General features: G+C 44.2%; 11 protein-coding genes. 4 read left to right on the forward strand and 7 right to left on the reverse strand.

Translation table 11 applies throughout. The annotated features are described in order from the left end of the window. Positions 1–126: 126 nt before the first annotated feature. On the forward strand, positions 127–1059 hold the full coding sequence (locus tag QJS82_RS00780; RefSeq protein ID WP_281490895.1) for a LysR substrate-binding domain-containing protein: 933 nt from the start codon (positions 127–129) through the stop codon (positions 1057–1059). 149 nt (positions 1060–1208) lie between these two features. On the opposite strand, the gene QJS82_RS00785 is transcribed toward QJS82_RS00780, so the two are convergent. Further along, positions 1209–1670, reverse strand: a complete 462-nt coding sequence (locus tag QJS82_RS00785) for a universal stress protein (RefSeq protein ID WP_087813544.1) — start codon at positions 1668–1670, stop codon at positions 1209–1211. A gap of 145 nt (positions 1671–1815) precedes the next feature. After that, a complete protein-coding gene (locus QJS82_RS00790) occupies positions 1816–2106 on the reverse strand; it encodes a universal stress protein (RefSeq protein WP_281490896.1) in 291 nt (96 codons plus the stop codon). Positions 2107–2676: 570 nt separating this feature from the next. Between QJS82_RS00790 and QJS82_RS00795 the strand changes: the two genes are divergently transcribed. Then, on the forward strand, positions 2677–5754 hold the full coding sequence (locus QJS82_RS00795; protein WP_281490897.1) for an insulinase family protein: 3078 nt from the start codon (positions 2677–2679) through the stop codon (positions 5752–5754). Positions 5755–5875: 121 nt separating this feature from the next. Here the strand turns inward: QJS82_RS00795 and QJS82_RS00800 are convergent, their stop codons facing one another. Both QJS82_RS00800 and QJS82_RS00805 read right to left on the reverse strand, forming a co-directional pair. Next, a complete protein-coding gene (locus tag QJS82_RS00800) occupies positions 5876–6439 on the reverse strand; it encodes an NUDIX hydrolase (RefSeq protein WP_201565056.1) in 564 nt (187 codons plus the stop codon). Positions 6440–6798: 359 nt separating this feature from the next. After that, on the reverse strand, positions 6799–7320 hold the full coding sequence (locus QJS82_RS00805) for an HPP family protein (RefSeq protein WP_281490898.1): 522 nt from the start codon (positions 7318–7320) through the stop codon (positions 6799–6801). Between the two features lie 118 nt (positions 7321–7438). On the opposite strand from QJS82_RS00805, the gene QJS82_RS00810 reads away from it, so the two are divergent. Beyond that, the gene (locus QJS82_RS00810; protein ID WP_281490899.1) at positions 7439–8176 is read left to right on the forward strand and encodes an NUDIX hydrolase; all 738 of its coding nucleotides are present in this window, start codon (positions 7439–7441) and stop codon (positions 8174–8176) included. Positions 8177–8434: 258 nt separating this feature from the next. Here the strand turns inward: QJS82_RS00810 and QJS82_RS00815 are convergent, their stop codons facing one another. Together QJS82_RS00815 and nhaA are read right to left on the reverse strand one after the other, a co-directional pair. Continuing rightward, the gene (locus QJS82_RS00815) at positions 8435–9823 is read right to left on the reverse strand and encodes an oxygenase MpaB family protein (RefSeq protein WP_281490900.1); all 1389 of its coding nucleotides are present in this window, start codon (positions 9821–9823) and stop codon (positions 8435–8437) included. 88 nt (positions 9824–9911) lie between these two features. Beyond that, positions 9912–11114 carry a Na+/H+ antiporter NhaA gene (gene nhaA, locus QJS82_RS00820; RefSeq protein WP_201619224.1) on the reverse strand — a complete coding sequence of 401 codons (1203 nt, stop codon included), beginning with the start codon at positions 11112–11114 and terminating at the stop codon, positions 9912–9914. 498 nt (positions 11115–11612) lie between these two features. On the opposite strand from nhaA, the gene QJS82_RS00825 reads away from it, so the two are divergent. Beyond that, the gene (locus QJS82_RS00825; protein ID WP_281490901.1) at positions 11613–12368 is read left to right on the forward strand and encodes a TSUP family transporter; all 756 of its coding nucleotides are present in this window, start codon (positions 11613–11615) and stop codon (positions 12366–12368) included. 288 nt (positions 12369–12656) lie between these two features. Here QJS82_RS00825 and QJS82_RS00830 read toward each other — a convergent pair whose 3' ends face one another. Then, entirely contained in the window at positions 12657–14030 is a 1374-nt protein-coding gene (locus tag QJS82_RS00830) for a dicarboxylate/amino acid:cation symporter (protein ID WP_281490902.1), read from the reverse strand. Positions 14031–14385 lie beyond the last annotated feature (355 nt).

Genomic DNA, 14385 nt, shown 5'->3' on the forward strand with positions numbered 1-14385 from the left:
AGTCATGTCGATTTATAATAAAAACAGATTAATAAGATATAAACTATCGATTTTTTAGGTTAAGAAACGATTCTTAGAGTTTAGGCTTTTGGAAATTTATAGGGTGTATAGGATGTCAGAGCCATTATGAAAAAACCCATACAGATGCTGCCGAAGATTACCCTTAAGCAGTTATCGGTGTTTGTCAGTATTTATCAAACTGGCAGTACCAGCCGTGCCAGTGAAGAGCTGCATTTGTCGCAGTCGGCGGTCAGTAGCGCGCTCACTGAGCTGGAGTCAAGGTTGCAGATGCCGCTATTTGAGCGCGTCGGGCGCAGGCTCAATCAGCATCCAAACGCCCATCCTATTTATATACAGGCGCAAGCCATCTTGGGGCAGGCCTTAACTCTCGAGCATTATCATAAGCACCAAGCGGGGCAGATTCATATCGGTGCCAGTACCACTATCGGTAATTATGTGCTGCCGCCGCTGCTTGCCAAGCTATATGCAGCGCTACCGGATGCTCATATCGATATGTATATTGCCAATACCCAAGAGGTAGTCGGCGAGGTTGAGCAATTAAACATTGATATTGCGCTCGTAGAGGGCATGCCACGCCCGACAGATATGAAGGTGATTGAGCAGCGCGCTTGGCGGACCGATAACTTGATGGTCTTTGCTAAGCGTCATAGTAAGTGGCTGACAGACATGAATTATAACGATAAAGAACAATGTTATGAGTTGAGTGCAGAACAATTGGCAATACTGCCGCTGTTGGTACGAGAGGCGGGTTCGGGTACGCGGCAAATTATTGATGAGCAATTATTGCAATATCTGCCGCATGCCGAGATTGTGATGGCGATTCAGCAATCAGAAGCCATTAAACATATGGTAAGCGCCGATATTGGGCTTGGTTGTTTATCGCAGCATGTTATTGAGGGGGAGCTGGCAGCAGAAAAATTGGTGCAGGTAAAAGTAGCGGGTATAGACTTATCACGTACGTGGTGGCTAGTTTGGCATAAAGCCCGCCATCAAAGCCCTATTTGGCAAAGCTTTATTGATATTTTGATAGAAGATTGATTTTAATGGTAAATGTAGAGATTCTAGTGAGAATATTTACTGTTTTAATGAATAATAAAAAAGCGCAATGTCATACAATGCGCTTTTGTTAATGAGATTTTTTAATAGTTTCAAATAACTTAGGAATTACGTTAAGTGTATTCTTAAACTTATTTATTAACCGGTTTGTCCAGTCTCACCACTAAGCTGTCGCAAGGGACATTGGGCAAGATGTTATCTGCCGTCGCGCCACTGAGCCAAGCGGCGATACCATGACGTTCATGACGACCGATGACCAATAAATCAACATCATGCTTATGGCAATAGTTGACGATACCTTCACTGTTAGAGATGGCGGTGGTCACTTCAGAATTGACCGCATGTAAATCGTTACGGTCCAAAAACTGTGCCAGTTTGGCGCGCGCTTCTTGGCAGCGCTCATCATCAATTTCATCATATAAGCTTGAGGCAGGCACCAGCTCATAGCCGAAGCCAACCATAGTATCTTTAACGATATGAAGCACCGATAGCTTGGCGTTAGGACGATTCTCGACGATGCGTTTGGCCTTTTGGGCGACCACATCAGCATCGGACATTAGGTCGGTGACCAATAAAATATGTTCGTAACTCATAGCGTCTTCCTCGTGTCAGATAGTATTTACTATAGCACTCCTACCGAGCGCTGTTAAGTGCTGCTAAGCTATCTTTGTCTATATCTTATAGGGATATTTGTTACGCTTAACAGTAGCTTTTTTAGTGCCTTGCTTGCTTATCTCGTTATTTTGGTACGGGCTGATCGAGTTTTACCACGAGACTGTCGCAAGGTACGTTTGGCAAGATACTGTCGGCGGTTGCTTTGACTAACCAAGCAGCGATACCGCGGCGCTCATGGCGACCGATAATCAGTAAATCGACTTCTTTTTCGCGGCAATAATTGACGATACCTTTACTGTTAGAGATAGCAGCAGTGACCTCGGAGTTGACCGCGTTTATAGTCAGTTCAAAATAAAAGCGATACGTTATAGCTATGTGCGACTGGTATAAATTTTCCTTGCTTGCTGTTATCACAGAGGCTACGAAAAATTCATCCCAGTCGCACTGTATCGATTTTAAATTAATTCTACTATAGCTCATTGCGTGCTAAGAATTGCGCCAATTTAGTGCGTGCTTCTTGCCAGTGTTCGCCATCGAAATCACCTGACAAACTAGACGCAGGCACCAGCTCAAAGCCGAAGCGCACCATATCATCTTCAACGATATGTAAGACAGATAGTCTAGCCTCAGGCGAGCCTGCAAGGATACGTTAGGCTTTTAGGGCAACCTCGTCAGCATCGGACAATAAGTCGGTGACCAGTAAAATATGTTGGTAGCTCATCAGGGGCTCCTAAAATAGTAGTTAACTTTATAGTAGCAGTGCTGGCTACCTTTGTTAAGGGTTAAAACCATTATTTGATTATGGATATTGCATTAATGCTACTTTTAAAATATTCATTGATAAATCTTACCCAGTGAGCCGTTATTACCATATGGCTAGCTTGACTTATCCATAGATAAGCCCCATCTATTAGCGCTATAGACACCATTTTATGAGCCCTGAAAATCAGGGCACGATATACATTATCATTAATAAGGATAACTATGACTGACACGCCATTTACTGCGGATTTAACGCTACATCCAGCGTTTGAGCTGATTGAGCATCGCCACATTGAGGCGCTATCGATGGATGTGCTGATCAGTCAGCATGTTAAGACTGGGGCCATGCATTACCATTTGGCGCATCCGAGTGATGAAAATGCCTTTTTGGTTGGCTTTCGCACTCAGCCAATGGACTCAAAAGGCGAAGCGCATATTCTAGAGCACGTGGCTTTATGTGGCTCTGAGAAATTCCCTGTACGTGACCCGTTTTTCTCAATGATTAAACGCTCATTAAATACTTTTATGAATGCGATGACTGCTGCGGATTGGACAGCCTATCCGTATGCCACGCAAAATAAGAACGACTACTTTAACTTACTTGCCGTTTATCTTGATGCGTCATTTTTCCCTAATATTCATCCGCTTGATTTTGCCCAAGAAGGTATTCGCGTCGAGTTAGACGAAAATGATAAGCCGCAGTTTAAAGGTATCGTTTTTAATGAGATGAAAGGCGCGATGAGTGGTGAGATTGACCAGTTGTATCATACGGTCGCCCATCATTTGTTCCCAACGACGACCTATCATTACAATTCAGGCGGCGATCCTGCTGATATTCCTGACTTGACCCATCATGAGCTGGTTGAATTTCATCAAAGCCATTATCATCCATCAAACAGTGTGATTATGAGCTTTGGTAATATTCCGGTCGCTGAGACGCAGGCGAAAATCCATGAAGATGCCTTGATTCAATTTGAAGCCGGCAAAAAACACGTTTCACGTCCAGAAAAGCGTCTGTCTGCACCAATCAGCGCGGTTGACACTTATACGGCTGATGAAGCCGGTCCTGACCAAACGCATCATGTGGTGGCGTGGTTATTGCCGTCAATTACTGATCCAAAACAGCGTTTAGCACTGCGTCTATTAGAAGGTGTGTTGGTTGAGCATGCTGGTTCGCCGCTGCGTGCGTATTTAGACAGCCATCCACTCGGTAAAGCGCCAAGCCCGCTATTGGGACTCGACGACAGTCATTATGAAATGGTCTTTTATACCGGTCTGCGCGGTTCAAACCCTGAGCATGCCGAAGCGGTAGAGCAGGGGATTATAGACCTGCTTACTCAAGTCGCGAGCAAGCCGATTGATGATGAAACCATTGAAACTATCTTGCACCAAATTGAGATTGATCAGCGCCATATCGGCGGCGATAGCATGCCGTATGGTTTGAATCTCATGCTAGAAGGCTTTAGTACGGCGATTCATGATGGCAATCCTATCGATGTCTGGGAAGTTGACGAGCATTTGCAGTGGCTGCGTGAACAATTAAAAGATGCTCAGTGGTTACCAAATTTAATCAAAACTCATTTACTCAATAATCAGCATCGTGTCCGTGTCACTATGATGCCTGACAGCGAAAAAACTGCCCGTTTGGCAGCCGCTGAGCAAACCCGTCTTGATACCATTGCGATGGATTTGACCGCTGATGATAAAGCTATCTTAAAGCAACAGGCTTTAGATTTGGCAGCGCGCCAAGCAGCGCCTGATGATTTAAGCCTATTGCCAAAAGTTGGCTTAGAAGATGTGCCAACGGATATCAGCTTTAAACAAGGCACGCAAAAACAAGTAAATTTAAGCGGGCAAGAGAGCACCTTATTTGAATATGAAGCGGGCACTAATGGCTTGTATTATTATCAAGTGATTGTGCCGTTGACCGATGCGATTGGTAATCAGGACACCAGCGAGCTACCCGTTAATGAGGTGATTAATCATCCATTGTTGCCTATTTATCTGAGTTTATTGTCAGAACTGGGCACGGATTCGCTAAGTGCCCATGAAATGCAAGCCAAGCAAGCGGCGCATTCATCAGGGGTGACGGCGCGTATCAGTCAGCGCACCAATATCGATGACAGCCAAGCGATTAGTAGTTACTTTGTCGTAGCAACGCGCGCGCTAAATCGTAAACCTGAAGCGATTGATTTGCTCAAAGAAGTCATGGAGCATAGCGTCTTTAGTGAGCATGACCGTATCAAAGAAATCTTGCAGCAGCGTCAAGCAGGTTGGCAATCAAACCTTGCCGGTTCAGGGCATTCTTATGCGATGCAAACCGCCAGTCGCGGCATGAGTCGCCAAGCACAGTTAGAATATGTGCGCAGCGGTCTGCCAGCATTGAATGCGCTAAAAGACTTCTTAACCCATGCCAGTACTGATGATGCGCAGTGGGATAAATTGGCAACCAGCTTGATGGATTTACATCAACGGTTAATCAGCTTGCCTAAGCATGCGGTTATTATTTGTGAAGCTGAGCAAACTGAGCGTTTAAGCAATTTAATCGTTGATAGCTGGAAAGACAGTCAAGCGCCAAAAATTGCTGAAAAAATCACAAACTCTGATGCGGGTATTGAAGACAATATCCCAAGCGAGTTTGCCGAGTTGCAACTTGATGCGGCGTTAAATGGCGAGACAGACGCGGTCAAAGCAATAGAAAGTGGTGTGGCGCTCGATGTTGAAGATTTGGCGTGGCTAGTTCCGACCAACGTCTATCATAATGCTAGCGCTTATTCTGTGCCAGCCGCAGACCATCCTGATACTGCTGCCTTAATGGTGTTGGCGCCGTATCTGCGCAATGGCTACTTGCATAGTGCCATTCGTGAGCGCGGCGGTGCTTATGGCGGCGGTGCAGGTTACGATGCCAACGCTTGCGCCTTTAAGTTCTTTAGCTATCGCGATCCACAGTGTGCTGAAACTTTTGCCCATTTTGATGCCAGTATCGAATGGTTATTGAATGAACAGCAAACCGATGAGCAGTTAGAAGAAGCCATCTTAGGTATTATCTCAGGTATGGATAAGCCTGGCTCTCCAGCAGGCGAGGCGGTAAAAGCCTGCTTTGCCAATCTGCATCATCGCGGCGTCGACTGGCAGCGTAAAATGCGCGCGGCGATATTATCTGTGACGGTTGCTGACTTGCAGCGCGTCGCTAAGCAATATCTTCAAGGTCAAGACCATGTGCGAGCGGTACTAGCACCGTATGATAAAGAAGAAGCAGTAAAAGAGTTAGGCTTTAACGTTTGTAAAATTAAAAGCTAGTTTTTAATTTAGCGCAAAATCAGTCATCGCAAATCATTGACTGTATAAAAAAACCGCCGCTCTCAGTGTTTGTATTGAAAGCGGCGGTTTTTATTGCCGGTAAGTATTTTAAAAAGCTGTATTAATAACGCTTAATCGCTTGGTCTTTGCCAATCATATCTTGATGAATGGGGAAATCTTCATGGTTATCGTATTGCTGACGGTCGGCAAAATAGCTTTTTAAAGTACGGCGTACAGCTTCAAAGGCAAGCTTATCCCACGGAATGTCTTCTTCGGTGAACAAAGCGCAGTCGAGACTTTCAGAGCCAATACCGTAAGCACCGTCTTTTAACTCGGTGATATAAATACTATAGATTTGCCCGATATCAGGAATATCATAGAGGCAATATAAATGTGGATTGGTGACCACCGCTTCTGCCTCTTCAAAGCTTTCCCTTGCCGCACCTTCTGCCATGGTTTCGCCATTTTCCATAAAACCTGCGGGCAGCGTCCATAAGCCATATTGTGGCTCAATCGCGCGGCGACATAGCAGCACACGGTGTTTATGTACGACCAATGAGCCACAAATGACTTTTGGGTTTTCATAATGAATATAATTGCAATTTGGGCATACCAAGCGCGGGATATTATCGGTGGCTGGTATTTTGCGTTCTGCTTCATGACCGCATTGTAGACAATAGCGCATATCAACTGCCTTGTATAATGAAAAGGAGAAATGAGAAAAAGGTTTTCGGTATTTTAAGAATTATAATTCTTGTTTTATAAAATAGTATGACTTTAGCTTATCAATTTTTATTTGATAATAGCCATTAAGTCTAAGATAACACAAATTCTCATCGCACTGGCAGTGATAATAAAAACCCTACAGGTTTGCGCAACTGCTTGCCGTTAAAGCTGCCCTGATTAATAAATGCATTGTTAAGCGCAACAGACAGCGCCGCCTAATCCAGTCCAGTCACATAAAGTCTATGCAGCTTTAGTCAGATTGCGCTAGGCTAGACTGACGTTAACTATTAAAAGATAGCTTTATCTTGAAGGATGGCTTTACCAATAACGTGGGTAATGGCGGCCGCGACCGATATTATTATAAATAAGGGCAACCACCACCAAGGCGAGCGCACCGACCAGAGTAGGGGTAAGTAAAAAATGCCATTTGACGCCGCCAAGCATAACGATTAATGGATTGGAGCCAGCCGGTGGATGCGGTACGCGCAGCAATAGCATCAGCGCAATCGCCGTACCAACTGCCAGCGACAGACTCCACCATTCGATACCAAACAAGGTCAAAAATGATAAGCCTGTGAAAGTGGTGATAAGATGACCGCCAACGATGTTTCTAGGCTGTGCAAAGGGGCTCTCGGGATAAGCAAAAATAAGCAAACAGCTGGCACCAAATGAGCCCAAAATCATGGCGACATTTTGCCAATTGCCCAGTAGCGCCAGTATGGCAGTGGCAAAAGTACCGCCAATCCAAGCTATGGCGATGATGATTAATGGCAATCTTTGCGGGCAGTCATCAGTCTTGCCCTGCATTTTATTTAATGAAAAAATCTTATCCACGAGCATATCCTAAAAACATTTGGTTTTTGACATTGATACTTGAGTAGTCAATATTGATATTTAATTGCTATTTATAGTTAATTGCATTGATGCTTCATACTGATAAAAATATAGGGCAATAATAATGTTACTCCCCCCGCAGTCGCTACGTTTTGATGAGTTTTCAGTCGCTGTGCCAGACTTTATTCGCTATCCGACCATTCGAAAGTTGGCGGAACGGGTGCAGCATGAAACCTTAAATGCGGTCACCAGTCCGGCGTTGTACGACGGCTCTAACACTTCTCGTAGCGCTCGCATTTTAGATAGCTTATATCAGACACCCATTGCCGATGCCTCGGTATTGGTTGCCATCACCCATGAACGCCATCCCAAACTGCTACTGACGCGCCGCGCCGCGCATATGAACAGTCACGCCGGCGAAGTCTCTTGTGTAGGCGGAAAACATGATGCCGGCGATGGTAATAATGTCGTCACCGCTTTGCGTGAAGCCTGTGAAGAGACCGCCTTACCGCCCAATAAGGTGCAGCTACTTGGTCAATTACCGATTCAAACTTCGAAAAGCGGTATGAGTGTCCGTCCTATTGTGGCGCTGATTGCACCGGATTTATTGTTAGTGCCTGAGCTTGGCGAAATCTCACGTATTTTTTGGGCAGATTTTGAGACCTTGATGACTCAGCCTACCGTAGAGTATGCGGTAGAGTATACAATGCAAGATCAGACCGCGACCATTCTTACGCCCAGCTGGCAGGTTGATGGTGAAACGGTTTGGGGTCTGACAGGACGCGTCATTGCCAGCTTGTTGGAAACAGGCTTTGATCGGCAACTAGAGTGGTATTACCGCATCCAAAATACGCGTAATTAACACGTATAACGGTTGAGGTTATGCAATGAAGTATCTAAAGTAAAACCATTCTCTAGTTTTACCAAGCGCGTCTTTTGCGGATTTATTATAGTTATTGTAGACGCCGTTGATAATGGTTTAACATATTCTATTTACTACTAATAATATTCGACATATGCTTCCTAGTTATGTCTTTTAACTTTATTGAATATTATTTGTTATTGGTTTTATTTAATATTGAGTGGCTTTTCTCCTTAAATTGCCTACATTTATCATGCTTTATTTATAGTAATCGTCATTTTTCTTCAGCCACCAATTCATATTGTCTTGGCGTTTGGCACGGAAGGCTTCTAATTTTTCCGCCACCGTTTGATTGTGCTGACGTGCCGTATCGAGCGCAAAAAGAATCGGTACTGAGGACAAGACACCAAAGCGTATCTTTGATTTTGGTAAATCCAGCCCATCGCCGATATCATCGCCGACCAAGGTACGAGTGACACTGGCATTGACCATTTCAACGAAACGTCCACGGCGATTGTCCTCACCCATCAGCTGCCGCGGTAAATCATGCAGGGCTTTTGCTAGCGGCTGGCCCATTTTAAAATCCAACTGCTGAATCGATAAATAAGTATAGAGCCATTCCCAGCAAGCGGCTTCATCTTTTGGCAAGCGCTGTAAATCAACGCCCATCCAATAGCTGGCAAGATTCCATAAATGCAGGATACCTTCGGCTTCCTCAGTACTGATACGGGCGCCAAGCAGTCGCAATCCACGCATAATCAACAGTGAAAATTGCAAATGGGTAGCAATCATATCGGTTTGATTGATAGGAATACCCCAATAAGCACTATTCCAACTGCCATCTGGATTATGGTGCTGGTCGGCATTGGGTATGACGCCCTTAGCTGCATTGCCTTTACCTTTAAGCAGGTTTTGCCGCACTAGGGTATGAATCTGCCGCACCTTGATAGACTGCCGCCAACCTTCTGAGCCAATCGCCAATACCTGCTCGATAGGCTGACGCTGATTGCCTGCGCTCGTATGCGACTTGGGTAATGGAGGATGCTCAGACACGGCTAGGATATAAGCATAGGTACGCATCAAACGTGGTAGAGCATCGTGCATCAATGCGCCTGTTTGAATGAGCGGCAGGGAGAGGGCAGGAATACTATATCCTGCCATTAGCGCCACGTTACGTAATAACCAAATCAGCATAAGCGGATAACGGCGATAGGCAACCGCACCGATTTGTGCAAGCTTGGGGTCAAACCACGTAGGATGGCTGCTAAACTGCTCGGTTAAGGCGTTAAATGCAGGGTTATTTGTAAGGTTGGCGTCGAAGTTACTGCCACGGTTACTGCCGCTGATAATAAATTGCTGTAAGGGCTTTGCAAAACGAATACCATCAGCCGCTAATGCATCTGCTACTGGATCACCGATATCGTAACCCGCAACCATTTCCTCTAATAAACCTTGCGAGATAACAAAGTCTTTTGGCAATAAATAGCGCTTGATGCGCTTTAAGACTTGCAGGTCACTATGGTCGTCAATCGCCGTCGTGCGCCCATGACGCTGATAAGAGTAAAGCGTGTACTGAGGGTCAGTATTTCCCCGACCATTGGCAGCATTTGTTTTAGCGGTTTTTTTAGTAATATCGATGGAATCCATTTTTATAAGCCATTCTTTAGCAACTGCCTTTTATTAACCAACATTAAGCGCTTTGAGCAACTTCATTATAAAGTTACTCAATCAGTCATCATGAATGATGGGTTAAATCTACCGAAGTATTATTAACATCGTCTTTTAAAGTGGCTTTTAGCATCAGATAACCGGCAATACCAGAAACGATTGAACCCATAATGATACCTAAACGCTCATCAAATAATGGTGTCGCGCCGCCAAAAGCAAGGCCGCCGATAAATAAACTCATGGTAAAGCCAACGCCGCAAAGTAACGCTGCGCCGTAGATTTGCTTAAAGTTCATGCCTTTTGGCATGGTGGAAATACCCAATTTAAAAATTAACCAGCACATTAGCATGACGCCTACTTGCTTACCGATAAACAGTCCGGCGGCAATACCCAATGGCACGGAATGAAATAGCTCTGCAAAGCCTGCGCCCTTGAGCGATATACCTGAGTTGGCAAAGGCAAATAATGGCAAAATTCCGTAAGATACGGTGTTTTGTAAGTCGTGCTCAAGCTCTTCAAGTGGAGAGTGTTCAGGGTCAGTACGGTCAAATAACGGAATGAATAACGCGAGTACCACCCCAGCTAAGGTGGCGTGAATGCCAGATTTGAGCACGGCAATCCACATAATCACCCCGATTAATATGTAAGGGGTAATGCTGGTGACGTTACGGCGATTGAGTAGATATAAGAACGGTAAACACAAAGCGGCGATAGCCAATGAACCAAGTGATAAGTCGCTGGTATAAAATAAAGCGATGATTAAAATAGCACCAATATCATCAAAAATAGCGATGGATACCAAAAAGACTTTGAGTGAGTTTGGCACCCGATTGCCAAGTAGGCTTAAAATGCCAAGAGCAAAGGCAATATCGGTCGCCGCCGGAATTGCCCAACCTTTCCAAAACTCAGGCTCATTATAGTTAAAGAGCAAATAGACGATAGCAGGCATAATCATGCCGCCCAATGCCGCGCCAGCTGGTAAGATAATTTGTTTGACGTTCGAGAGCTCGCCGATGAGCACTTCACGCTTGAGCTCAAGACCGACTAAGAAAAAGAACACTGCCATCAGACCATCGTTGATCCAATGATGGGCGTCTTTTGCAATCGCAAAGCTGCCAATTTGAATGACAACGGGGGCATGAATAAAGGATTCATACCAAGTATTCAGAGGGGTATTGGCAATAATCATTGCCGCGATAGCTGCCAGCGCTAAGACAATGCCGCCTGACGCCTCGAGGTTGAAAAATGCTTTGATTCTTTGTATTGCCATATTATCCTCATTAACTAAATAAAACGTGCTAAATCATTCAAGAACTTCAAGTACCTATTGTTATTTGGTTTGCTTAGTTCAGCTCAGGACTACTCAGCATAGTTAAACGATAAACCACCATTAATAATGACATAGATAATAGTGACATAGATTGATATAACAAATAGGTGTCTCTAGTTTCTCACAATTTCATTCATATAAACAATTAAATACGTTAACGGTTTTATGCTTCTTCCTTGAAGACTCAACGATTATCAAAGGATATATCGATAAGACAGTCGATATGACAAATCTAGCAGACTTTGTTAGGTTTTTGGCTTTTTTTACATTTTTATCTTTATAATGAGCGCCGTTAAGCAAATCCTCATATCCAGTTTGGCATTGATGAAAGAGTGGTATCGATTAAAAAAATAGCCGCTACTTTATCAACCAACGTATTCTGAGCCTGATTTTTTCAGGCTTGCTTTTTTTATGTCATAAATTTTCAAGGTCGGTGTCATGGACATATCGCTCTCTATCGAGATTATTTTAATGCTGACGGTTGTGGCCGCGCTGGCAGGCTTTATCGATGCTATCGCAGGCGGCGGTGGTTTATTGACCATTCCAGCCATGTTGCTTGCTAATATTCCACCCGTACTAACCTTGGGGACGAATAAGTTACAAGCAGCATCAGGCGCGCTCGCGGCGTCCATTACAATGATTAGAAAAGGTGTCGTCAAACCGAAGAATATAAAAACGGCGATTATCGCGGCTTTTATCGGTTCTGTCCTTGGTACGATTGCCGTACAGTTGTCACCGCCTGATTTATTAGAAAAGCTGATTCCGTTTTTGATTGCGGCGATTGGTATTTATACCTTATTTGCCCCAAGGCTGGGTGAAGTAGAGGCCGCACCGCGTATCTCAGAAAGCAAGTGGCAAAAAGTAGTGGCACCCTTGATAGGTTTCTATGATGGTTATATCGGACCGGGTACGGGGATGTTTTTTGCCTTAGGAAATGTGGCACTGCGTGGTCGTCAAATTATTGAAGCAACAGGGGTGGCAAAGGTGCTGAATTTGTCCACCAATATTGGCTCGCTCATTTTCTTTATTATAGGCGGTAATGTGTTGTGGAAAGTGGGACTGGCAATGATGGTGGGGCAGACGATAGGGGCTTATTTTGGCTCGCATATGGTTGTCAAAGGCGGTAGTAAACTGATTCGTCCGATGATTGTTTTGGTTTGTATGGCGATGCTGACAAAATATGTGTTTGGTTAAGGTTAGCTATGTTGAGGCTGGGATAGTCTGTGTCAATTAAAAGCGCTTTGTTTATAGTCATCTACTGCTGGAATAAATTTTTTTCGCTTGCTGTGTGCTTCGCATTCCAGAAGCTTCAAAAAATTTATGCCAGCAGTAACGTCACGGTTTTAAGTTATTTCGTCTATATATTAATTTCAAAAACCTTATTCAAGACGAAAAAAAACCTCAGTCCACAATTGGCTGAAGTTTTTTTATTTCTAAATTTTTATCATTGGCTAATTTATATTAAAGCTAGCCGCGTTTCATTTAATCACGCTTAACATCGTCGTATTCACTGCCCATAATGCCATCGCTAAAGACTTCAGAGAATTCGCGCTCGCTGTTTTCATCGATATGACCATCGAATACGTCTTTTGCACCCGCATCAGGGTCGTTATAAATTGCCAAATCCATCTTGCCTTCTGACTTAGCTACGATAGCGGTCACAGCGGCATCGCCACTGACGTTGACGGCGGTACGTAACATATCAAGGATACGGTCAACCCCTAGGATAAGACCAATCCCTTCAATCGGTAAGCCTACTTGCGCAAATACCATCGAGAGCATGATTAGGCCAACACCAGGAACGCCCGCCGTACCAACAGAGGCAAGTACCGACATTAAAATAACGGTTAGATATTCGGTTACGCCCAAATCTATACCATAGATATTGGCAATAAAAATGGTCGCCGTCCCTTGCATGATAGCCGTACCATCCATATTGATGGTGGCACCAAATGGCACGGTGAACGAGGCGACAGAGTTGTTGACGCCCATACGTTTGGTAACGGTACGCAAGGTAATTGGAATCGTCGCGTTCGAGCTTGAGGTACTAAACGCAAAAATCTGTACTTCGCGCATTTTTGTTAAAAAGGTTCTCACCGATAAGCCTGAAGCCAGCTTGAGGATAATCATCATGGTCACAAAGAAATGGAAGGCAAGCGAGCCAACCAATACCGCGACATAACCCAGCAGCGACCAAATAAGGTCTAAACCGAGCTCAGACATGGCTTTTGCTAACAGCGCAAACACGCCATAAGGGGCGAGGTTCATAATGATGGTCACCATCTTTAAGATGACCTCATTGATAAGCTCCAAGCTTTGCACCAAGCCTTTAGCAGGCTTACCAACCATCAAGATACTGATACCGATTAAAATAGCAAAGAAAATAATCGATAACATATCGCCATTTGCCATCGCGCTGATGGGGTTTGATGGGATAATATTGGAGAACACATCAAGCAATGGCGGTGCGGATTGCGCTTCAAACGCCGCATCCGTTTTGATATCCATGCCTTTACCGATACCAAAGAGTACGCCAAGTCCGATGGCAGTCGCAATCGCCAGTGCCGTCGTCATCATATAGATGAAAAAGGTTTTAGTGCCAATACGACCAAGCAAGCGGATGTCACCGATGCCACAAACCCCGCAAATAAGCGAAATCAGTACCAAGGGTACAACCAGCATTTTTAGCGAGTTAACAAACAGCTTACCGATAATGGCAAATAAGCCATTGGTCACATAGTCACTAACAAAGCTACCTTCGGCATTTAATCCCGAATAGTTTATAAACAAACCCAGTATGATACCCAGCACCATGGCAACAATAATTTTGCCAGTCAGCCCCATATTTTTCCACATAACTACTGTCCTTGGTTGCCGTAATGCACAGCAATAAACACGATATATCAGGCCGTATAAGCGGCAAAATCGTGTCTATTACTGTGTTTATTACGTCTATAAGTGTGTTATCTGTCATTTAAGTCAGATTTTGGAGACAATATAAAAGAATTGTTGGGGATACTGCAAGAAATTTTTATGACTTTAATAACGTGACATTGTCGCCTTGCTGTGGTCAGGATTTATTTAGCGGCAAAACTTTTTAGATTAAATTGAATAACATAAAGATTTCTGGCGTAGATTTGGGTGTAATAGCCATGGTGCAGTCGAAAAAAGCGAGACTATCCATATTGGATAATCTCGCTTAAGCTGAAAA

The sequence above is a fragment of the Psychrobacter maritimus genome, assembly GCF_029953575.1.
Classification (GTDB): Bacteria; Pseudomonadota; Gammaproteobacteria; order Pseudomonadales; family Moraxellaceae; genus Psychrobacter; species Psychrobacter maritimus.

What these genes read in the sequence shown, in the direction of transcription:
- QJS82_RS00780 (WP_281490895.1), top strand. Translation starts at nt 127, where the DNA reads ATGAAAAAACCCATACAGATGCTGCCGAAGATTACCCTTAAGCAGTTA.
- QJS82_RS00785 (WP_087813544.1), bottom strand. Translation starts at nt 1,670, where the DNA reads ATGAGTTACGAACATATTTTATTGGTCACCGACCTAATGTCCGATGCT.
- QJS82_RS00795 (WP_281490897.1), top strand. Translation starts at nt 2,677, where the DNA reads ATGACTGACACGCCATTTACTGCGGATTTAACGCTACATCCAGCGTTT.
- QJS82_RS00800 (WP_201565056.1), bottom strand. Translation starts at nt 6,439, where the DNA reads ATGCGCTATTGTCTACAATGCGGTCATGAAGCAGAACGCAAAATACCA.
- QJS82_RS00805 (WP_281490898.1), bottom strand. Translation starts at nt 7,320, where the DNA reads ATGCTCGTGGATAAGATTTTTTCATTAAATAAAATGCAGGGCAAGACT.
- QJS82_RS00810 (WP_281490899.1), top strand. Translation starts at nt 7,439, where the DNA reads ATGTTACTCCCCCCGCAGTCGCTACGTTTTGATGAGTTTTCAGTCGCT.
- QJS82_RS00815 (WP_281490900.1), bottom strand. Translation starts at nt 9,823, where the DNA reads ATGGATTCCATCGATATTACTAAAAAAACCGCTAAAACAAATGCTGCC.
- nhaA (WP_201619224.1), bottom strand. Translation starts at nt 11,114, where the DNA reads ATGGCAATACAAAGAATCAAAGCATTTTTCAACCTCGAGGCGTCAGGC.
- QJS82_RS00825 (WP_281490901.1), top strand. Translation starts at nt 11,613, where the DNA reads ATGGACATATCGCTCTCTATCGAGATTATTTTAATGCTGACGGTTGTG.
- QJS82_RS00830 (WP_281490902.1), bottom strand. Translation starts at nt 14,030, where the DNA reads ATGTGGAAAAATATGGGGCTGACTGGCAAAATTATTGTTGCCATGGTG.